Raw genomic sequence first — 21,610 nt, 5'->3', positions numbered from 1 at the left:
TTTGAATTAAGATTTAGGGTTGTGCTTATATACTATTCCCATAGTGGCAGAATAGTTTGTGGTTAATCCTAATGGAAGTACTGATATCGCAGTTTTATTATGGCCTTTATCGTTGATGTTGCGTTAGTCTATGGAAAAAGTTTTGGTGAAAAATTATCCTGCTGACAGTTTAGTGCAATTTACAGGAATTGTAGACCTAGAACCAGGTGGTCGTTTCGGACAACTCGTGCCATTGGATGCCAATGGGAGGAAATGTATAGAGTATCCATATCTAAGTAAGGATTTTATCCATAGATTTAGATTGAAAAAAGGCATGGAACTCGATGCATTGATCTTACCACGTACGGATTTTCCCAATCCCAGAGTAACGGAAATAGTCAATATAGATGGATTGAGCCTAGGACAACGCGATTCTGTGCGCCGATTCGAAGACCTGACTACGGTTACGCCGGATCAGTGGCTGAATCTGGAGATTGCCAGTGGTGAGTTGACCAATAGGATGATCGATCTTTTCTGCCCCATTGGCAAAGGTCAGCGTGGATTGGTGGTCGCGCCACCACGAACCGGTAAAACAACCCTGTTGCAAAATATTGCCAAAGGAATTCGAGAGAATCACAGCAATTGCCATTTGATCGTCGCACTGGTGGATGAACGCCCGGAAGAAGTCACTGATTTTCAGCGAACGGTCCAGGCCGAACTATATGCATCATCGAACGATGAGGATAGATATAGACAGATCATGGTGGCTGAATTGGCCATTGAAAGAGCGAAACGGTTGGTGGAAGTAGGAAAAGATGTGGTGGTTTTGTTGGATTCAATAACGAGATTGGCCAGAGCCTACAATGCAGTCAAATCCACCGGTAGGACCATGTCCGGTGGCGTGGATGTGCGGGCATTGGAAAAACCTAGACAATTGTTTTCTTCAGCTCGTAATGTGGAAAATGGTGGCAGTTTGACCATGATTGCTACGGCGTTGGTCGGAACCGGTAGCAAAATGGATGATATTATCTTTCAAGAGTTTAAAGGTACAGGCAACATGGAAGTGGTGCTCGATAGGAAGATTGCCGATATGCGTCTATATCCGGCGATAGATATCAATTCCTCCGGGACCAGACGTGAAGAGTTGTTGTTACCTGGCGATGTTTTGGGAAAAATTTCGTCGCTAAGAAAAGCTTTCAGCGGCTTGAAATCTGATGAAGCCCTAGAGGCACTCCTAGGCAAAATGAAAAAAACAAAAAACAACAAAGAATTCTTGATTTTATTGCAAAGCGCATTAGATCGATGATAAAGTAAAATTCATATAAAACTAAAATAATGCAGAATTTTTCTGAGCAATGCCTGGATTTGGCACGTTCTATTTTGAATCATAATCTTGGGTCCATATCCGAAGACGGAATGGTTTTACCCTATGATAATGAACTAAATGTTGATGATGAGCAGGTTAAAGCCTCGTTGGCCATTGGAGAATATTACCGATTGACCCATGAGAAAAGTTTTAACGGGTTCAACCTGGTTGATCTGGCAGCCAAATGCATTTCCTCAATGATTGATAACAAAAAAATCCCAGAGCCTTCTCTTGGTTATCTGGCCATTGCTTTGTTGTCCTTTGGGCCCTGCAGGAAGCGCAATCCTGTCTGGGAAAAGCTGACAGATGAGACCCGGGATGTGATTTGTAAGGCCTTACTGGTTAATAAGTACGAGAATAGTAGTTCCATCGCTTTTAACCTAGCCGTAGCCGTGGCAAAATATAGTCTAGAGTTGACCAAAAAAGATGATAGTTGCAGGCTTGTGGACAAATTTCTGGAAAATTTGTCTGGGACAACGGGTAATTTTTTTGACAGTGCAGCCGGCCAGGGCCTTGGTGGTTGTTTCGACATAGGTGGCCTGGCTACTTTTTCATTTATAAGGCAGACACTGCATATGCATACCTGCTTTTCCGTATTGGGGAAAAAATTGCCAAGTTTGCGTTCCTATGCGGATAAATACCTAAAACTGTTGCCGGACCTGATGAGGTGCGATGGTATGGGTTGGAGCTTCGGCCCAAATGTGGGTGCGTATACCCAGATGCACTGTGTCAATGTGGTCATTCAGGCCTTACATGACGGATGGATTTCAGCGGACAAGCAGAGCAGCTTCGTTCTGATACTGAGGAGCCTTTTTTATAATTTTTTCCTACACTATATAGACCAGGAGAATGGTTTCGTGGTTGTTAGAGATGATGAGAGAAATTCTCCGCCGGGGCAGACGACCAGGAATGCTAACTTCGACGCTGTCAGGTACCTATGCCAATGGGCAAGGCTTGCAAAGGAAACAAACTTGACCTTTGATCAGGTCGACAGTGGTGAATTAAAAAACGTCTGTCGCTATGTAAGCTTTGACAAAACCGTCAAAAAGGAGCAAGGCGTGTTCATCTATAGAAATAAAAAAACCGGTGTTAACTTCCAGTTGCCGCTGATTTCTGGTGGTACAGCAGGTGGCAGCGACTCTTTGGCTTTCCCGCATTGTTCTGGTATTTTTGACTGGCCGGTGGCTATGTATCTTCCAATTCTGCAGCCAGAAATTACAATCAACAGGAAAAAATTTTTGCCATCATTCTATGGTAAAAAGTGTACATCTGGTATAGGTAGCGGCGGAGCGATAGTCTTTTCCTATGAGCAGCCTGATTTAATAACAGTTGATGAAGAAATAGTTACCGGGTTGGCATCTTTTGAGGTCCGGTGGACATTCTGGGAAGATAAAATCCTATCCGAATTTACTTTCATTCCGAAGGCTAGGCTCAGGCTGGATGGTTTACGCTATGTCGTTGTCCTGTCATCGCCACATACGACCTTTGGCGCGAATAGCTTAACACTCGGTGAAAATGGACTGAAGATTGAAGTCAAAAATGATGATTTTATGGCAAACTGGAAGGATGTTTCGGTGGTTTCGGATGACCCGTTGTATCGAACGTTTTTCGGAAAAATTCACTATTTGCAGGTACTGGCCCGGGACAATTTTATGTTTGTGCAGCCTGGTCAACCCTATAGATTGGCTGTCATGTTGACGCCGGATGTGATTAAAATTTAAAATATAGCTGTGGATTATGTTAGTTGTTGTGATTAGTCATATTTTGTCACTCATCGCTATTGACTGGGATTGTTTATTGGGTAATTATACCAACATGGCATCGGAGAAGGTTATCCATCTAACCCTAAATAATTTTGAAACTGTGGTTGGTTCGTCGACCAAACCTGTGGTGATAGACTTTTGGGCACCATGGTGTGGTCCCTGTCGAGCGCTTAGCCCGATTTTGGATTCGATCGCCGAGGAACATGATGACATTGTGGTTTGCAAAGTGGATATCGACGAGGAGACCGGTCTGGCTGAGAAATTCGATGTTAGCGCGATACCAACGCTGGTATTTTTTAAAAACGGCAGGCAGGTCGACAAAACCGTTGGAGCGGTTACAAAAACAGCCATTTTGAGCAAATTAAAGTAGAACTGCTAGGCTAGGGGAATTCTACCTTTTTCAAAACTATATGTCTTGGTAAGCCATTGGTGAAGCTTTGCCTAGGTTCGCCCTGGATCAGTGGTGTGGCATATTTTAGGAAACTATTTGTTGGCTCGTCTTTCTCGGATAACCAACTGTCCGGTAAAGCCTTATCATGGCCAACCACATTGCTGAGATCGGCAAGGCCATATTCGACCGAATATCTATTTGGATCGGCTCGAAGTATGGTAAGCATCTTTTTATTGGCCCCATTGATGGCAAATTCTACGGCTTTACCACCAGAAGCTATGGCTTCTTTCAGGTCCACGGCGGAGGCGACTGCAGAAAATCCTTTCAGAAGAGTTCCGAGTTTTACAATATTTATACCAACATCAAGTTCTTCAGTAATAAAATCTTTTAGTTCATCAGCCGCGCTGTTATTGTCTGTGGCCAGAGGATTTCCAAGCTCATTGACCAGGTTGCTGGACGTAACGATTGTACAAAAATTACTTGATTTTAATACACCGCTAACCTGTTCCAGCAGTGTGGATTTACTCAAAACTGTTCTTGGCAAATATAACATATGTGGAGAGTTATGTCGAGATGTTTTCCGTGCCAACACGGCGCCGGCAACTAGCCATTCAGGGTTTGTACCAGGTATTTCAAAAATTTCGACTACATTACGCAACCCACTTGATTGTAAGACGTTAGATGATTCTTGTAGGGCCGTAGCCAGTAGCTTGATCGCGCTGCCATAGCCTAGACAATGGTCGGTGATCGGGATGTTATTTTCTATGGTTTCAGGTATGCCAATTACCCTTAGTTCGTAGGCGTTTTCTATGGCTAACAGTGAGATTTGCTCAGAAAATTTTTGAGCTTCCTGGGCTCCCAGGTTGAAAATAAACCTGATGTTGTGCTTTTGTATCTGGTTCAGCATGTTGCCAAGATCCTCGGCCGACAGGGTTCCCTTTATATGGGTGCCAAGTACCGCTCCTGCAGAGTATTGCAGATTAAGCATCGTTTGCTGTTGCTCGGATGACAGATCTATAAAATCACCGGAGGTTAGCCCCTGGAGGCCATTTACACTACCAAGAATTTCTTCGATACATTCATGGTTAAGTGCTTCGGTGACAATACCAGATAAAATAGCGTTACTGACGACGGAGTTGCATCCGTGTTGGATAATAAGCAAATTTCCTACTAAAAAATCAGACATAATACAAAATTTATACATTATAATGTGGCTTTTGCCTAGTAGAGATGCAATAAAAATTTTACATATATATCAAAATCTCCTGATATATGGTTTCATCATCTTTATAAACAACACATTATGGCGCCCCCGCCCAGACTCGAACTGGGATTAACGGTTTAGGAAACCGCGGTTCTATCCATTTAACTACGGGGACACGACCTGAAATGCTTAGGATGGTACCGAATATTTCAAGTAAATAGATTAGATGCACTAAATTATAAATGGTTGCCTTAGAAATCGCTTGATATAGTATTTTATATTCTAAGCCTGGTAGCCCTTCGGAAGTTGTTTTGTTTTTATGATTAAATCCATGCGTGATAGAGTCGAATCCGTTAGTAGAGATATGGTTAAGCCAATCGAGCATATCAAGACCAAGGGCATAAATGGTGCGATAATATTCTGGGGATCAGCAAGAATCCCTAGCCAAGAAAAGTCTAGCAGGATATTGGGTTCCAAAGCGATTAACGGTGGTACGCCGGGAAAAATAGCTAAGCTGTCAAAGTATTATAAATCGGCCGAAGAATTGTCATTTAGGTTGGCAAAGTGGTGCGATTCGGTCTTTGAAAGGCCAAACCGCTGTGTAATTTGCTCTGGCGGTGGCGGTGGAATCATGGAGGCAGCCAATACCGGTGCGGCTTTAGCTGGCTGCGAAAACATTGGATTAAACATAAAAATTCCGTCGGAGCAAAAGATTAATCCACAGGTTACCGATGGCCTGAGCGTGGAGTTTGAGTACTTCATGCCAAGGAAGTTTTGGTTCATGTATCTGGCCAAAGCAATAGTCGTTTTTCCCGGTGGATTTGGCACGCTGGACGAAACCTTCGAGGCTCTGACGCTCATTCAGACCGGTCGGCAAAGAACAAGGTTGCCGTTCATATTCTTCGGATCACAATTTTGGAAAAGTCTCATAAATTTCGATTTGTTGTGCGAATTGGGGCTGGTGGAACCTGAAGCCATGGCCAGCTTTCATTTTTCCGATACGGTGGAAGACTCGTTTGACTTTATAACGAAAAATATCGAAAAATAACAGCGGTCGGTAGGTTATATGACTGTGACAGCAATTCAGGAACAGGACTGGAACTATTATTCGCAGAGTTTATGCACCTTGATTCCCAGGTCTAAATTAGAGCCCGATGCGGTCGATTTTATAAATCAAAACCGCTCCCTGGGCCTATGCTGTTCCGGCGGAATGGATTCGGTCTGCTTGCTGCTGTTAATCCATAGCCACTTCGGTCCGAGCCATCGGATTGTTGTTTTACATTATAATCACAATACCCGCGGTGAGGAAAACAATGTGGATGAATTTTTTGTTAAAACCCTAGCCACATCGTTGAGTTTGGTGTTTTTTTCGGAAAAAAGAGAGAATACCCAAAATAGTTCTGAGAAAATTTTAAGGCAAGATCGATACGATTTTTTTCTTAGGGCTATCCGTAGCTTTGATTGCAGCTGCCTGGTTCTTGGCCATCATATGGATGATCTGATCGAGTCGATGTTGATGCGTTTGGCAAAAGGATACGGGCCCAGGGCCCTGGCATCGCCCCAGGCAGTGCAAAGGTTTGCAGATCATGTCAGGGTGCGACCTCTACTTAATACCAGGAGAAGTTTTATTGAAAAATCTCTTAAAAACATCGGAATCCCCTGGCAGGAGGATCCAAGCAATGGCACGGATCTATATCTGCGCAATCGCCTGAGAAGCTGTATTAAAAGGAATTTTGACGAAATTTTCCAAGACAGAGACTGGCGAAGTGGGTTTGCAATGGCCAGACACCTGATGGCTGAAGATTCCGAAGCCTTGGATCAAATCCTAGTAGCATCGGCTGTTTCGACCGATGCCAAGATGCTTAATTTGCATGAGATCAGGTCGATGCCCAGAGCAATAATTAGGCGCATCCTGTCCCTGTGGCTGGTAAATAATAATCTTGTAGCCATGGCTAGCTTTAAGCATTTGAGCAACATTATTGACTGGGTAATAAACAGGGAGGCCAAAACCATAGGTTGTGCAGACAACAGATCCATTGAGATACAAAATGATTGGATAGTAATTCGCCAACTAGATAAACCCGAAAGACCTAGAGAGTTTATGTTTGGCAATTGGCTACATGGTGATCTTTATCTACCATCCGGTGTGCTAAAACGTAGAAAAATTCATGTGCACGACGGTGCCCTGGCCACGGATGATAATACCATCGCAAGGTTATCAATGGACGGCAACGCTAAGCTAATAGTAAGAAATTGGAACCATGGAGATAGATACATTCCGTTTGGGTTGGCTGGATATAAAAAGTTGAAAAAATGTTTCTGTGAGCGAAAAATTTCAGTAAATGTGCGAAAGATACTGCCGGTTGTGACCAATGGTAGTGGTGAGATACTATGGGTGCCGGGCCTACCAGTATCAAATGATGCCAGGATAAAATTTAATGATAAGTTGGCTCTAGAGTTGACATTTTTAAGACGATAGCGAGGGTTAACGTCAGTACAGGCTGTATGACCAGAAATAAAAAAAATCCAAAGTTTGGTATGTCACAACTTCGATCTTTCATGATTTGGGTCTTATTGATCAGCATAATATTTACATTGTGGTCAAGTTACTCGCAACATGACAGCACGAAGGTCATTTGGACAATAAGTCAGGCGATAGATGCATCTGAACAAGGGAGAATTTCAGAGGGTGTGATTCAACCAGATCCATCCAAAGGTGACAGGTGGTATCGGCTGTACGGCAAGGCGAGAACCGATATACCGATTAAGCTACTCAATGGAGAAACCGTTGATCATGTGTACTTTGAGGCCCAGGGTCGGCTTACCAGCGAGAGATTTAATAAGCTCATAGATTCATCATCTAATTGGCGCGAAAAGCCCAGCAGTACATTTTTTACCGATTTGCTGCTTAGCGTGTTGCCATTCCTAATCGTCATATTCGTCTTCTATCTGCTATTTGCTAGGCAAATGCGTGGTGCCGGCAAGAGCGCAATGAGCTTTGGTAAAAGCAAAGCAAAGTTGTTGACGAAGGATTCCAACAAAAAGACATTTGCCGATGTGGCTGGTTGTGATGAAGCCAAGGAAGAAGTTTCGGAAATCGTTGATTTTTTGAAAAATCCGAAAAAATTTCAGGAAATAGGCGGCCGTATACCGAAGGGCTGCCTGATGATTGGTCCACCAGGTACTGGTAAAACATTGCTAGCCCGTGCCGTTGCCGGAGAGGCCGATGTGCCATTTTTCAGTATAAGTGGTTCGGATTTCGTTGAAATGTTTGTGGGTGTTGGTGCGGCCAGGGTCAGAGATATGTTCGAGCAAGGTAGAAAAAATGCTCCCTGTATAGTGTTTATAGATGAGATAGATGCCGTTGGCAGGCACCGGGGTGCTGGTCTTGGTGGAGGAAACGATGAGCGGGAGCAGACACTGAACTCGATATTGGTTGAGATGGACGGCTTTGATGGTCGCGAAGGGGTGATAATCATAGCCGCTACAAACCGACCAGATGTTTTAGATACGGCGCTGTTACGCCCAGGACGTTTTGACCGTCAAATAGTTATAGATTTGCCAGACCTGAATGGCAGGCTTGATATTTTGAAGGTGCATGCCAAGAAAATTAAACTGGCCAAAAATGTCAATTTGACGGAAGTTGCTCGTGGAACTTCTGGGTTTTCCGGTGCGGATCTCGAAAATTTATTGAATGAATCTGCGTTGTTGGCTGCTAGATTTGATAAAAAAGAGGTTGAGCCTATTGATATAGACGAAGCCCGGGACAAGATCTACTTTGGTCGCGAACGTAAGAAGTTGATGGATAAGAAGGATAAGCTCATAATTGCCTATCATGAGGCCGGCCATGCCATTGTGCAGGCGGTCATCGATGATGGCAATCTTCCGGTCCATAAGGTTACGATTATTCCCCGAGGCCAAAGTCTTGGAAGCACAATGTTTATGCCGAAAAAAGACATATTGAACCATTCTAAAGCGAATTTGTTGAACCAGATTTGCTGTTCAATGGGCGGTCGTGTGGCCGAGGAACTGGAATTTTCCGAGATCACAAGCGGTGCTGCCGGTGATGTAAAATCGGCAACAAAACTAGCACGCCATATGGTTTGTGACTGGGGAATGAGTCCGCTGGGGCCAGTGGCCTATGGTGAAAACCAGGATCACATATTCCTCGGCCGAGAGATAACCAGAACGCAAAACTATAGCGAGAAGACGGCTCAGCAAATAGATAGCGAAATTTTTAAAATCATAGACGGAGAATATTCCAGGGCAAAAGAAATTCTAACGGAAAAACATGATTACTTGAAAAAGCTTGCAGAGGCATTACTCCGCTATGAAACCATCGAAGGCCGATTGGTCTATGAGTTGGTCAAGCATGGCGAGTTCAAATCTAGGGTTTCTCATGGCCGTAGACATTCCAAAAAAAAGAACGAAATACTTGTTGATACCCCAAAAAATGAGGTACCAAAGAAAGAAGCTGACAGCACCCTGGGAGATATGGGCTCGGTCCTGTAGTAAGTTCCCTAGTTCTGGATATTTCCAAATTGCTTGATAGCTTCGGTGATGCTAGGGACAAGATATTCTAGTTCAGTGTATGATAGTTGCTCGAGCAGACTAGCTAGAGTTTTTGTTATAGATATAATGTCATGGACCGAAGTGTATGGCAAATACAATTGATTGAGCAGGTGTTCAATTATGTGACCTATGTTATCAATGTCCGTTGTGTTAGTCGTACAGTGCATACCTGTGATAATTTTTTCTTTTAACACACTGATTAGTACTGGTATAGGAATAGGGTTCAGCCCACAGATTTTGCTTAATTTCAAACAGATAAATCTATAACATTCATCGTGCTTGATCTTCAGTATTTTTTTACTAGCATAGTATTCCATTGTCTGTCGTAGGTACAATAGGTTGTGTTTAAGTAGCTTTCTGCAATTTTTACCTTTAATTTCAGTTATTTTATTTCTTATGATTTTATAACTTTCGGCTAGCCGTTCGGCATTGTCAGCTAGTATTGCTTCGATATGGTTTTTGGCCATGGCTTTTGTTTCAGCAGTATCACAAAATTTATTAAATTTTGGTATAGAAACAGATGGCTTCATTGGTGTTCCAATATAGTATTTATAACATTTATAGCTGAAAGGTAATCTTAGCTTTGCTGGGTCTTCAACTTGATTGTCAGTTTGTCCGATTTTTATACCAAATAACGGACCACATGCACCCAATATAATATTCAAAATAATCCAATTTTTATTTATTTTCATTGCATCTCCTGTTATTTTTAACACAGTCCATTATATGTGATTGCTTTGTTGCCGCAAAGGTAGCTATGCAATTATTAGCGTCGTTAATATAGGTGATAAGCGATACTTATTAGATTAAAATTTTAATGGTTTTTAATTATCTATTTCCAATTCTATCAGTCGCTTGAGTTCGATGCTGTACTCCAGTGGAAATTCGTTGAGTAGATCGTTTACGAAGCCATTGACTATCAGACTGATAGCCTGTTTCATGGGAATCCCTCTTTGCTGCAAGTAGTACAATTTTTCCTCGTCTATTTTTGACACGCTCGCCTCATGCTGCAGGTGATTTTTTTTACCCTGTACCACAATGACCGGCTGAGTCTCGGTGCGGCTATTTTGGTCTATTAGCAGTGCATCACAGCGCGTGTTATTGCGACAATTTGATGCGTTTTCATCGATTTTTACCAGGCCTTTGTAGGAAGCTAGACCTGTGCCGATGGAAATGGATTTTGACACAATATTCGATGTGGTTGAATTTGCCCGGTGGATGATTTTTGCGCCGGTGTCCTGCAACTGGTTATGTGACGCCATGGCCACGGACATTATTTCACCTTTGGCCTGGTTGCCAGCCAAAATTATACATGGGTATTTCATGGTTTTTTTTGAGCCAATGTTGCAATCGATCCACTTTATTTCGGCATTCTCCTGGGCCAGGCCTCTTTTGGTGACCAGATTATATACATTGTTTGACCAGTTTTGAGCCGTTATATACTGGATCTTGGCGCCTTTTTTGGCGATGATTTCTACCACGGCGGCATGAAGCGTTGTGGTTTCGAATTTTGGTGCTGTGCAGCCTTCCATGTAGATTAGCTCAGCCCCTTCATCCACAATAATTAACGTGCGTTCGAATTGACCAAAACTTTCTGCATTTATACGAAAATATGCCTGAAGTGGCTGTTGAATTTTGATACCCGGTGGGACGTAGATGAAGCTGCCGCCGCTGAAGACTGCGCTGTTTAACGCGCTGAATTTGTTATCATCTACCGGCACCACGGTGCCGAAGAATTTTTTGAAGATCTCCGGATAATTCTTCAGGCCGGTGGCCGAATCGACAAATATCACGCCATCTTTTGCCATGGTATCTTTCAGCCTTGAGTAGGCTGATTCGCTGTCAAATTGTGCCTCCACGCCGGCGAGATATTTTCTTTCTTTTTCAGGGACACCCAGCCTATCGAAGGTTTTTTTGATTTCATCTGGTACCTCATCCCAGGATCTTTTCGAATCGTTACCCTTTGATAGGTAATACCTTATGTTATCAAAGTCGATGCTATCCCCCATCAATGACGTTGGCATCCCGAGGCTTTTGAAGGTTTCATAGGCCTTTTTTCTGAATTCCAGCAGCCAAGCATCTTCGGATTTGGTTTTTGATATATATTCTATGGTTTTTTCGGTCAATCCGATTCCGGCGTTGTATTCATAGGTCGTATCATAGTGAAAATCGCCATCGGCTGCGCTTTCGATTAACTTGTTATCTATGGCCATGTTATGAATCTTTGTCGAGCCAATCGTAACCATGGGTCTCCAATTCCTTTACGATGGATTTTCCTCCGGAGCGAACTATTTGGCCGGCAATCATGATATGGATCCGATCCGGGTCTATATGGTCCAGGAGTCTTTGATAGTGGGTTATGATAAGTGCGCTGAATTTGCTATCTCGCATGGAGTTAATGCCATTTGCAACGATCTTCATTCCATCCACATCAAGACCGCTGTCTGGTTCGTCGAGCAGGGCAAATTTTGGTTTTAACATCATCATTTGTAGGATTTCACAGCGTTTTTTTTCACCGCCGGAAAATCCAACGTTTAGTGATCTGGACGAAAATGATCGGTCTATCTTCAGATTGTCCATGGCTTTGTATAGGTCTTCGTAGTAGGTTTGCACGCTGATTTTTTTGTTCATGTCAGTTGCTTGGATGGCGGTCCTCAGCAGATTAGCTACAGTAACCCCTTCTATTTCAAGTGGATGCTGGAAGGCTATGAATAATCCATGTCTGGCTATTTCATCGGGCTTAAGGCCAACGATCTGGGTCCCGTCGAGGGTTATGGTACCGGTGGTAATTTCATAGTCAGGATGGCCTGAAATGGCCTTGGACAGAGAGCTTTTGCCGGCACCATTGGGGCCCATCAATACATGTAATTCGCCCCGGGGAATCGATAGTGAAAGGTTGCGAATAAGTGCCTTATGATTGATTGACACGGTCAAATTTTTTATGTCGATGGCCCCCATGTTCCTATGAGCTATAGCACTTTCAGCGAAAAGTCAAAATTTTCTGGAAAGACCGGCGTTGTTGACAATATTCCTGGTAAATTTGTATATTTTGGCGATGAATCGGCGGAAGACTAGGGAAGTTGCTGTTAAAAATGTCATTCTTGGTGGAAATAATCTGGTCCGAGTGCAGTCTATGACAAACACAAAAACCGATGATATTGAAACTTCCGTTGGCCAGATAAAAAGACTATATGATGTTGGCTGCGAGATAGTTAGGCTTGCAGTCACCTCATCCCATTCCTGTGAAGCCCTTGGCCATATCCGGCACAAATTGAGTGCCGATGGCATAGATATCCCGCTGGTCGCCGATGTTCATTTTTCCAAAAAAATTGCCTTTGAAGCCCTCAGGTATGCAGATAAGGTCAGGATAAATCCAGGAAATTTTTTGCGCTTCAATGAAAATTTGTCACCAGAAACCAGACACGAGAACATCGCTAACTCATTCGGCGAGTTCGTGATAGCAGCCAAAAATGCCGGGAAGAGCCTTCGGATTGGCATAAATCAAGGATCGCTGGATGGCTACATAATAAAGAGGTTTGGGCGAACTGTTAGCGGAATGGTTGAAAGTGCGATCGAGTTTGCAAAGGTTGCCGTGGCCAATGATTTTTATGATCTGGTTTTTTCGTTTAAGTCCAGTTCTGTCCCGACGATGGTTGAAGCCTATGAGCTTGCTTGCCATAGACTTGATGGAATTGGGCTTAACTTCCCGCTGCATCTTGGTGTTACCGAGGCCGGAGATGGTTCCTACGCTAGGGTAAAAAGTGCAATTGGCATAGGGTCGTTATTGCTGAAGGGGATAGGTGACACGATCCGGGTTTCTATCACCGGCGATCCCGTTGATGAGATAGGATCAGCCTACGAGATTTTGCAATCCTGTGGCGTTAGAAAAACCATGGTTGAGTATATAGCCTGTCCATCCTGTGGGCGGACCCAGTTCGACCTGGAAAAGACTCTGCGCGACGTGAAGTTGGCTACGTCAAAATTCTCAAATCTGAAGATTGCGGTGATGGGCTGTATCGTAAATGGCCTTGGTGAGATGAAGGACGCGGATTTTGGCTATGTTGGTGGATTGCCCGGTAAAATAGATCTCTATAGATCCGGGAAGTGTGTGAAGTCTGCGATAGATGAAAAAGATGCTATTAATGAACTGGTTGCATTGATTTTGGCCAGCCAGTAATAACCAATTATTATTTGACTTTTAATTTTATTTTACAAATTACTTACAATCATGGGGTATGTTCTGGTCACCGGTGCCGGTGGCTTTATAGGTGGGCATTTGGTCAAAAGATTGATTGTATCTGGAAATGTAAAGGTTAAAGCCGTTGATATAAAGCCACTTAACCTGTGGCATCAGGTCTACAGTGCTGCGGAAAACATTGTGCTTGACCTGAGTGATAGGGGCAATTGCTATTCGGTTATGGCCGGCGTCGATTCGGTTTATAATCTTGCCGCTGATATGGGCGGAATCGGGTTCATTGAAAACCACAAGACAGCCTGCATGCTGAATGTTTTGATAAACACGCATCTTCTTTTGGCTGCGAGAGATAACAAGGTAAAGAGTTATTTTTTTTCTTCATCGGCCTGTGTTTATTCCCAGTCAAAACAACTGGACTGCGATAATCCGGGGCTGAAAGAATCTGACGCCTATCCGGCTATGCCCGAGGATGGCTATGGCTGGGAGAAGTTGTTTAGCGAAAGGATGTGTCGCCATTTTCGTGAAGACTTTGGCATTGCTACTAAGGTATTTAGGTTTCATAATGTCTATGGACCTTTCGGGTCTTTTGAAGGGGGCCGGGAAAAGGCTCCGGCGGCAATCTGTAGAAAGATTATAGATGCCAAACTTTCAGGTAAAAGCCGGATCGAGATCTGGGGCGATGGAAAACAAACCAGATCGTTTATGTATATAGATGACTGTATTGAAGGCCTGGTTAGGTTGATGGAAAGTGATGTGGCAGAACCACTTAATCTTGGTAGCGCCGAGTTGGTTTCCATAAATCAATTGGTGGCGATGGTGGAAGCTATTGCCGGCGTGACCCTTGAGAAAACCTATTTACCCCAGGAGGCGAAGGGAGTCAGAGGCAGGAACAGTGACAATAGGATGATTAGGGATCTTTTGCATTGGGAACCGTCTATTTCACTACAAACTGGCTTAGAAAAAACCTATACCTGGATCCATGGTGAAATGAAATCCAGGTACGGAATCAATTAAAACAGTTTTTTAGTATTATTTAATATATATAGTCGTATTTCCTCAGCAGTTCCTCGGCCTTCTTTCTTTTGTAGTTTATGACAGCTTCTGCTTTGTCCTTTAGGAAATTTTCGCGGTATGCCTCGGCTTTAGAATAATCTCCAGATTCATAGGCTTCACCTATAAGATTATTATATTCTTCGATATCATTAACAGCAGCATTAGCATCTTTTTCCTGCTTTAATAGCCCTTGATATTCCTGGTCGTCTTTTAGTACTATCTTTTCAAATATTTCTTCACCGATGTCTACTCCATCATAGACCCCTGCACAGATGAAGCCCACTAGTCTTTCTTTGTTGTTGATTCTATCTAGTACCTTGTCCAGATTATTTATGGGGTCACCATTGTCTTCGGTATAATCTCTCCCAAGTGCATGATAAAGATAACTAGGCATTGTGATGCCTGGAAACACTATATCTGCCGTATATTGTGTTAGATAAGCGATACCCTCCAACTCTTCATTACCCTGTTTTGCAAGAGATTGGCTTAATGTATTTCTTTTGTATAAATCAATTAGTATGGAAATTATCACACCTTCAATCGATGTGTTACTATTATTGCTGTTATAGGCAATGGCTAGACAACTAGCTAATTGTAATCCCATGTAGGCTTTATCTTCGCAGCTATCTGCATAAGTTAATATTACTTCTAATATTTTTATGGCATTACTTTTGTTTTGATCCATAAGACAACATTTTATGTTATTAAGCATAAACATGATATACACTTCGTTGCTTTTATTTTTAGATAAAAATTCTTCAATTTTTTTAATAAAATTAACGATACAGTCGACTATGGAGATTTCTTGAGAGTTAGGATAAATCGCAAGCAATTGGTTGGTAGCATTAATTATAAGTTCTTTAATTTCTTTGTATGCATCAGTTACATATGAGGTTGACTCCGAACCATGCTGCTGATTGTATATTTTCTGAAAATCGTTACAATTTGCAGCGCTTTTATCGCAGTATACTTTGTTTGTCAATACTTCCTTCATTTTTATATTATTACAATCAGTTGCATCAATCGCTTCACACTTTTTATCAGCCAACTCTTTTAGTGCTCCAAATTCTTCTTTTGACAGATCATGTAGTTTTGATTTTTTTTCCACAATTGAATCAATACAATCCCTACTTTTACTACTTAACTGGCCAAGATATAATCGACACGTGTTTGGAGAAATATACGACGTCGGTAAAGCATACATCGAGCTGATGTCAGAATCAGAATTTGAAGTTGTCGAATGGGTGTACATAAATACCACTCCATTTCCTGAAGGTCTCCGACTGGCACCTGGAGCATGCGGATCGAGCATCAAAATTACTCGTGGTGTCGAGCTGCTACTCGGAGCTGTTGTCCTGGTACTCGAAGTTGTTGTGCTACTAGGATATGTAAAGCTAGGTCTTGAAGCTGTTGAGCTGGTGCTAAAAAGTGTCGTCCTGGTGCTTGGTGGTGTCAATGGAATATAAGAAAAAGCCGAATGATTGGTCCCGATGTAACTCGGTGCAGATGATGTAGATCTCCTGGTAGGTATTTTCTTGTGTCTGCGGGTAGATCTTTTCCTAGATCTCCTGGTGGATATTTTCTTGGATCTACGTGTAGATCTTTTCCTGGATCTCCTGGTGTACCTTTTCTTGGATCTGCGTGTAGATATTTTCCTGGATCTTTGTGACCCAGTATGTTTACCGTATGCTTGGGTCTCTGTAGCAGAAACCACACATAATCCAAACGCTAATAAGGATAGTAATTTAACCAATGTCTTCATAACAAATTAATTTGTCACATAGTTGGTTGATTGTGTCAAGATAATTTAAATAAAATTTTATTAAATTTTTACTTTTATATAAATTCGTAGGATAATAACTATCTAGGCAATTACCTAGTGAACATGAGCTCACAATACTTATTTGACATTATTATAAAATTTAATATACTACTGAATTGTTGTATCTCGGACCTAGTGGGTCGGATCTGTTGCTTTTAACAGGACGTGCTTTTTATTGATTCTAATAAAACTCCTGATAGTCATAAGGAATTTTTAATTATAGGAATCGGTCTTGTTTTTCAGGTGAGAATGTTTTATAAGACTGAAAATATATAACAACTTACATTGGCATGAAAGTAAAAATGAAAGATAGTATGATTTATAAGTTTGTTATTAGGTTTAGATCGAAACTGATCAAAAGCCTGTGTGTATTGCTTATCTATGGTCAGATGGCTAATGTGGCTATCGGTTCCAAAAAAAAAAGGAAGGACCCAGTGAAAATGAAGAGAAAGCAATAGACATATTCGCCGATAGAATTCTTAGTAAGAAGAAAGTTCGTGATAAAGATAGTGAATTTTCGCAGGCCCAACGAACTCTTAAGAACGTAATTAGTTTCACAAAATTAAAAAAAAATGTTAAAAGTAATGTAAAAAAGCCATCCAAAGCCAAGATTATAAAACTGGCTAATAAAATGTTTATTGATAGAATTGGAGAAAGACGAGATTTAAATAAAATCTATAAACAGCCCAGTGAACAACGCAGTGAACAACGCAGTAAGTCGGCCAGTACGGCGATCAGCAAAGAAGATGAAAACAATGCCAGCAAATATGTCAGTAATGAAGCTAGGAGATGTATAAATAATGTAATTAAGGACCTAGGACTGCAAGGCAAGCTGGTTGCCCATTCGGATAGGATCGAAAGTAAATTGACTGATATTGATATTACAAAATACTATAACAATAGTGAAAATAATTTGGATTGCATCAAAGCCTTTGTTATGGACACAATTGCTATTTTGAATCCAGACTTATCTGCTGAAGAGGGTAAATCGAGTTTTTCAGATAGCATTAGTAATAGAATGAAAGGCGAACAAGACAATAATCTTATACTTCCCAACGCTAATACACTTAAGTATTACACTTGTGAGATATTAAAGCTGAAATATATAAATGATGCGATTAGAGAAATGGGGATGCAAGGTAAACTAGACACCTCTCCGGGGGATATCGAAGATGAGCTGAAAAATATAGATATTAACAATAACAGTAATAATTGTGGTAAAAATTGGGTAACACGCATTAAGGAATCGATCGTCGACATGGTTATTCTTCTAAATCCAGGCGTATTTGATAAAAAAGATGCAAATTTTTTAGTACACCTCAATGATTGTATAAGTAATAGTAAAATTATATTCCCCAGGTATGGTACAATTGTGTACTTCGCTTATAAGATATCTTGGCAGAAATTAAATCAAATAAAACAACATAATATCGACTATTGTAAGCTATATTTTAGCCAAAAAAGGACAGAGAAAGAAGAAGATTTTATGAAAAATAGCAGCCAGTCTGGGAATATGACGAGTGGTTTTGGCGTGGATGGTAATCAATCAGTTAACATGTTCAATGATCCACGTCTTTTGACAGTATTTAACTGTATTGATGATATCGATATTTACAACCCATGTAACGATATCGATATTTGCAACCAGGATAATGATATCGATATTTACAAACAGGATAATGATATCGATATTTATAACTCTAACTTAGACAACAATCCGGGTGATGATAGTGGATTTTATGATATTGATTTAAACATAGATCTAGATGTTGATAAATCAGGTTTTGAGCACCTACAATCTTAATTTAACGACTAAATATGTTTTGATGGTTTTACCGAAGCCATGGGCAATAATGATTAGGCCAAAGCCAAGCCTTTAGTCTGTGGTTCGCATAGTCTTTGGTTGAAATGACTTGGCAGATGGTATTTTGGCAAAAAGCTATTTTAGCTGCTATTTAACGATAAATTTTATATTATGATTGAATTTTTTTAATAATATATTACAATTAAACACAAATGAATTATACCTTATCATTGTTATTTACATTAGGTGTATTCTTTGTAATTGCCCAGGTCAACGTAGCCTGTGCCGAAGACTGGAGCAGGTTTTTTTCTAAACTAAGCGATGAAGATTTTGTCAGTGCAATTAACGGATTGTCCGATTGGGAACTAACCAATGGTATATATTTTTTGGTCAGAGAAGACCCGGAGTTTTTTATAGAATTTTTCAACAAATGCTATGGACTACAGGATCAAACGGTGATCAAAAAACTATCAAAAGCTATTCGTTGTATGGTGGCGGTGGCAACTAAGATGAGGTGTTCCAGGAAGTCATGGCTTTTGTAAAATTGAAATTGTTAGCTATAAATCGGCTTTCAGCGATCTGAGTTTGGCTAATCTTTCACCTATTATTTGCTCTGTTCCTGATTTTCTTGGGAAATAAAATTGTTCTGGTCTAACCATATACTCTTGCCCTGAGATATTGTCCGGGAATTCATGGCTATACTTATAGGCCTTACCATTGCCAAGCTCTTTGGATATAATGCCATGGGAATCACGCAGCCATAGAGGTACCTGTTGGGCGCCTTTGTCTCTTATGCTAGCCATGGCACTGTCAATGGCCAAATAGGCCGAGTTACTCTTTTGGGCAGCTGCCAAAAATATGGTGACATGGGCTAGGATTATTCTACACTCTGGTAGGCCAATTTTTTCGCAGGCATCGAAGCAAGCCATCGCCAGTGGTAGAGCCCGCGAGTCGGCCAATCCAATGTCTTCAGAAGCCGCAATCACAAGTCTTCGGGCAATAAATCTCGGATCTTCTCCACCAACCAACATTTTCGCTAGCCAATAAATTGCTGCGTCGGGATCACAACCGCGTATGCTTTTTATAAAGGCAGAAGCCGTATCATAATGCTCATCTTCGTCCGAGTCGTATTTGGTGTATGTATTGCCTAATATCTTGGCAAAGATATCGTTATTTATCGTTGTGCCGGATGGTACGCCCATCACGATGGATTCAAGTTGATTAAGAGCTCGGCGTAGATCTCCGTCGGAAATGCTAGCTATCTTTTTCAACACATCCTGGTCCACCGAGCAGCCGGTGGCTTTCAGTCCAACGACACTATCATCCATAGCTCTGTTCAATACAGAGATTATGGCATCGGCAGTTATCGGTTCGAATTTAACAAGATGACTCCTGCTGATAAGCGGATTTATAACATAAAACCCTGGATTGTGGGTGGTGGCACCGATCAATCGAATAGCCCCGCTTTCGATGTCTGGTAGTAGCAAATCCTGCTGAGCCTTGTTAAATCTATGAATCTCATCTATAAAAAGGATAGAATTGGTATTTTTTATCCTGTGGATGACCTCTTTCAGTTCGGCCACATTTGACAAAACAGCATTGATTTTTACAAAATTGCAATCCACCTGGTTTGAGATTATCTCGGCGATGGTTGTCTTACCGCAACCCGAAGGACCATAGAATAGCAAATTGCCGAAGGAATTATTTTCTATAAGCTTTGGCAACAGGCAGCTTTTGCCCAAAATCAGATCCTGCCCGACAATATCGGCCAGAGTTTTGGGTCTCATCCTGGCGGCTAGAGGTACATGTTGCCTGGTCTGTTCTGTATTTTCCGATAAATTAAGTATTTCTTGGTCATCTATCATTTTGATCGAACATAGGGATTGTTCGCCATCTCATGGCCAATGGTTGTGGTCCAGCCATGACCTGGCACTATTATTATATCCTTTTTGTGGCTATAGATACGTTCGCGTATGCTTTTGAATAACCGATGCTTATCTCCTCCTGGTAGGTCAGAACGTCCAACGGTTCCATTGAATAACACGTCGCCGGTAAATGCTATACCAAGATCTTCAAAAAAATATCCAACGCTTCCGTTCGAATGCCCCGGAATATACTCGATGGTTATATTAAGGTCACACAACTCAATTTCTTTAATATCGTCGACATATTTATCTATTTTGCAAGAAAGTAATGTGATATCGGGAGAAGAAAAAAACGACATGGTGCTTGGTTCTTCTATCCAGGAACTATCGCCGGAGTGAGCAAAAACCATGGCGCCTTTTTGTTGGAGTAGGGCAGCCTCACCACAGTGGTCCCAGTGGCCATGGGTGATTAAAACATAGATCACTCTAAGTTTTTTGCTGGCCAACATGGAACTGACACTTTCAGCAGCATTTGGAGGAACGTCAATAACTATTGCCTCGCCGGTCAGCCTATTTGAAATGATTCCAACATTAGTATTTAGTGGCCCTAAACAAACAGTTTCAGCAGAAAATTTATCATTAGAGAGCAATTCCATGGCATACTTTATTTTTACATCGATGATATTCTATAATATAAACATATAAAAGATTAATCAAAGACTTGTAAGATCGCAACGAAACAATGATAAATTTTTGTATTAAATAGCACGGTTGCAGGTCAGTCCACCGAAGAATATACCTGGCCATTAGGGGAAAGGCAATCCGGCCAGGTGGCCAACTAAAATTGGTTTTCAATATATATAGCCGAATTTTCTTAGTAGTTCCTCGGCTTTCTTTTTGCAATAGTCTACTAGATCATATTTCACTTTTTGCTCGTACTCATAGGCCTCGGCAATTTTTTTAGGATCATCATACTCTTCAATAAGATCACAGTAATATTTATCAGCCGCTAGGCCTTTCTTTGATGCTTTTCTTTTCAACTCTTTGTATTTTGGATCGTTGGCTAGAGCTATTTTACAAAATATTTCTTTACCGATGTTTACCCCATTGAAATTACCTCTGACGACAAACCCTTTTAATTCTTCCAGGTCGTTTATTTTATTTAGGACCTTATCCACGTTCCTCATCGGGTCGCCACCGCCTTCGGTATAATTTGGACCAACAGATGTTGAATGGATGTATTGTGGTATAGTCATATGTGGAAATACTATAGGGGTCATATATTTGTTTAGATATAGATATCCTTCCACCTCTTCTCTGCCTGATCTTACCAGGCATCTATTAAGCATTGATTGCTTATACATGTGGACCAAAATGGCTGTTACTCTTTCTTCCAGAGACAGGTTTCCACTACTTTTTAGGTACAAAATAGCCATGATATCAATTAGTTGTAGCCCCTCCATAAGTTGATCTCCGCAGCGGTTTGTATGATTCAAGATCATGGTTAGTAATTTTTCTTTGGAACTATCATCCAGTTTTGAAAGGTTGCAATTAAGTCTAGTTAACATGTCTAATGTATTTTGATCTTTATCTAGG

The 21,610-nt window shown here is 41.4% G+C and carries 19 protein-coding genes and 1 tRNA gene; 11 read left to right on the top strand and 9 right to left on the bottom strand.

Features of this window, described 5'->3' with window-relative positions; genetic code table 11:
• Nucleotides 1-130 precede the first annotated feature (130 nt).
• The 3 genes from rho to trxA are packed head-to-tail and all read left to right on the top strand — an operon-like array spanning nt 131 to nt 3,478.
• Nucleotides 131-1,285, top strand: coding sequence for a transcription termination factor Rho (rho, locus tag LBB20_01480; protein ID MDR2735496.1), 1,155 nt, complete (start codon nt 131-133; stop codon nt 1,283-1,285).
• Between the two features lie 29 nt (nt 1,286-1,314).
• Complete coding sequence (locus tag LBB20_01475; GenBank protein ID MDR2735495.1) at nt 1,315-3,066, top strand: hypothetical protein; 1,752 nt, start codon at nt 1,315-1,317, stop codon at nt 3,064-3,066.
• A gap of 16 nt (nt 3,067-3,082) precedes the next feature.
• The gene (trxA, locus tag LBB20_01470) at nt 3,083-3,478 is read left to right on the top strand and encodes a thioredoxin (protein MDR2735494.1); all 396 of its coding nucleotides are present in this window, start codon (nt 3,083-3,085) and stop codon (nt 3,476-3,478) included.
• Between the two features lie 10 nt (nt 3,479-3,488).
• Here trxA and LBB20_01465 read toward each other — a convergent pair whose 3' ends face one another.
• Both LBB20_01465 and LBB20_01460 read right to left on the bottom strand, forming a co-directional pair.
• Nucleotides 3,489-4,685 carry a 6-phosphofructokinase gene (locus tag LBB20_01465; protein MDR2735493.1) on the bottom strand — a complete coding sequence of 399 codons (1,197 nt, stop codon included), beginning with the start codon at nt 4,683-4,685 and terminating at the stop codon, nt 3,489-3,491.
• Nucleotides 4,686-4,803: 118 nt separating this feature from the next.
• Nucleotides 4,804-4,878 (bottom strand) — tRNA-Arg (locus tag LBB20_01460).
• Between the two features lie 156 nt (nt 4,879-5,034).
• On the opposite strand from LBB20_01460, the gene LBB20_01455 reads away from it, so the two are divergent.
• The 3 genes from LBB20_01455 (at nt 5,035) to ftsH (ending at nt 9,215) form a co-directional block, all read left to right on the top strand.
• Complete coding sequence (locus LBB20_01455) at nt 5,035-5,751, top strand: LOG family protein (GenBank protein MDR2735492.1); 717 nt, start codon at nt 5,035-5,037, stop codon at nt 5,749-5,751.
• A 24-nt stretch (nt 5,752-5,775) separates the two neighbouring features.
• Nucleotides 5,776-7,182 (top strand): tRNA lysidine(34) synthetase TilS, encoded by a 1,407-nt coding sequence (tilS, locus tag LBB20_01450; GenBank protein MDR2735491.1) that lies wholly within the window; start codon nt 5,776-5,778, stop codon nt 7,180-7,182.
• An 80-nt stretch (nt 7,183-7,262) separates the two neighbouring features.
• Nucleotides 7,263-9,215 carry an ATP-dependent zinc metalloprotease FtsH gene (gene ftsH / locus LBB20_01445; GenBank protein MDR2735490.1) on the top strand — a complete coding sequence of 651 codons (1,953 nt, stop codon included), beginning with the start codon at nt 7,263-7,265 and terminating at the stop codon, nt 9,213-9,215.
• 8 nt (nt 9,216-9,223) lie between these two features.
• Here the strand turns inward: ftsH and LBB20_01440 are convergent, their stop codons facing one another.
• The 3 genes from LBB20_01440 to sufC all read right to left on the bottom strand — a co-directional run bounded on the left by LBB20_01440 (nt 9,224) and on the right by sufC (nt 12,233).
• Complete coding sequence (locus tag LBB20_01440) at nt 9,224-9,991, bottom strand: hypothetical protein (GenBank protein ID MDR2735489.1); 768 nt, start codon at nt 9,989-9,991, stop codon at nt 9,224-9,226.
• A 108-nt stretch (nt 9,992-10,099) separates the two neighbouring features.
• On the bottom strand, nt 10,100-11,521 hold the full coding sequence (gene sufB, locus LBB20_01435) for a Fe-S cluster assembly protein SufB (GenBank protein MDR2735488.1): 1,422 nt from the start codon (nt 11,519-11,521) through the stop codon (nt 10,100-10,102).
• Nucleotides 11,490-12,233, bottom strand: a complete 744-nt coding sequence (gene sufC / locus LBB20_01430; GenBank protein ID MDR2735487.1) for a Fe-S cluster assembly ATPase SufC — start codon at nt 12,231-12,233, stop codon at nt 11,490-11,492. The genes sufB and sufC overlap by 32 nt, the downstream gene beginning before the upstream one ends.
• 97 nt (nt 12,234-12,330) lie before the next feature.
• Between sufC and ispG the strand changes: the two genes are divergently transcribed.
• Entirely contained in the window at nt 12,331-13,452 is a 1,122-nt protein-coding gene (gene ispG / locus LBB20_01425; protein MDR2735486.1) for a (E)-4-hydroxy-3-methylbut-2-enyl-diphosphate synthase, read from the top strand.
• A gap of 51 nt (nt 13,453-13,503) precedes the next feature.
• Nucleotides 13,504-14,484, top strand: a complete 981-nt coding sequence (locus tag LBB20_01420) for an NAD-dependent epimerase/dehydratase family protein (protein ID MDR2735485.1) — start codon at nt 13,504-13,506, stop codon at nt 14,482-14,484.
• Between the two features lie 19 nt (nt 14,485-14,503).
• On the opposite strand, the gene LBB20_01415 is transcribed toward LBB20_01420, so the two are convergent.
• Nucleotides 14,504-15,631 carry a hypothetical protein gene (locus LBB20_01415; protein ID MDR2735484.1) on the bottom strand — a complete coding sequence of 376 codons (1,128 nt, stop codon included), beginning with the start codon at nt 15,629-15,631 and terminating at the stop codon, nt 14,504-14,506.
• Between the two features lie 58 nt (nt 15,632-15,689).
• On the opposite strand from LBB20_01415, the gene LBB20_01410 reads away from it, so the two are divergent.
• The 3 genes from LBB20_01410 (at nt 15,690) to LBB20_01400 (ending at nt 18,691) form a co-directional block, all read left to right on the top strand.
• Nucleotides 15,690-15,989 carry a hypothetical protein gene (locus LBB20_01410; GenBank protein ID MDR2735483.1) on the top strand — a complete coding sequence of 100 codons (300 nt, stop codon included), beginning with the start codon at nt 15,690-15,692 and terminating at the stop codon, nt 15,987-15,989.
• Nucleotides 15,990-16,976: 987 nt separating this feature from the next.
• Complete coding sequence (locus LBB20_01405) at nt 16,977-18,149, top strand: hypothetical protein (protein ID MDR2735482.1); 1,173 nt, start codon at nt 16,977-16,979, stop codon at nt 18,147-18,149.
• Between the two features lie 212 nt (nt 18,150-18,361).
• Entirely contained in the window at nt 18,362-18,691 is a 330-nt protein-coding gene (locus LBB20_01400) for a hypothetical protein (protein MDR2735481.1), read from the top strand.
• Between the two features lie 15 nt (nt 18,692-18,706).
• Here LBB20_01400 and LBB20_01395 read toward each other — a convergent pair whose 3' ends face one another.
• From LBB20_01395 to LBB20_01385, 3 genes are all read right to left on the bottom strand, one after another.
• Nucleotides 18,707-20,014 carry a replication-associated recombination protein A gene (locus tag LBB20_01395; GenBank protein MDR2735480.1) on the bottom strand — a complete coding sequence of 436 codons (1,308 nt, stop codon included), beginning with the start codon at nt 20,012-20,014 and terminating at the stop codon, nt 18,707-18,709.
• Complete coding sequence (locus LBB20_01390; GenBank protein ID MDR2735479.1) at nt 20,011-20,670, bottom strand: MBL fold metallo-hydrolase; 660 nt, start codon at nt 20,668-20,670, stop codon at nt 20,011-20,013. Before LBB20_01390 ends, LBB20_01395 begins: the two co-directional genes overlap by 4 nt.
• A 195-nt stretch (nt 20,671-20,865) precedes the next feature.
• A partial coding sequence (locus tag LBB20_01385) for a hypothetical protein (GenBank protein ID MDR2735478.1) occupies nt 20,866-21,610 on the bottom strand: 745 nt, incomplete at its 5' end.

The organism is Puniceicoccales bacterium, assembly GCA_031283585.1.
Taxonomy (GTDB): Bacteria; Verrucomicrobiota; Verrucomicrobiia; order Opitutales; family LL51; genus JAIRTH01.
The sequence above is the reverse complement of the archived record's forward strand: the minus strand, read 5'-3'. Positions and strand labels throughout refer to the sequence as shown.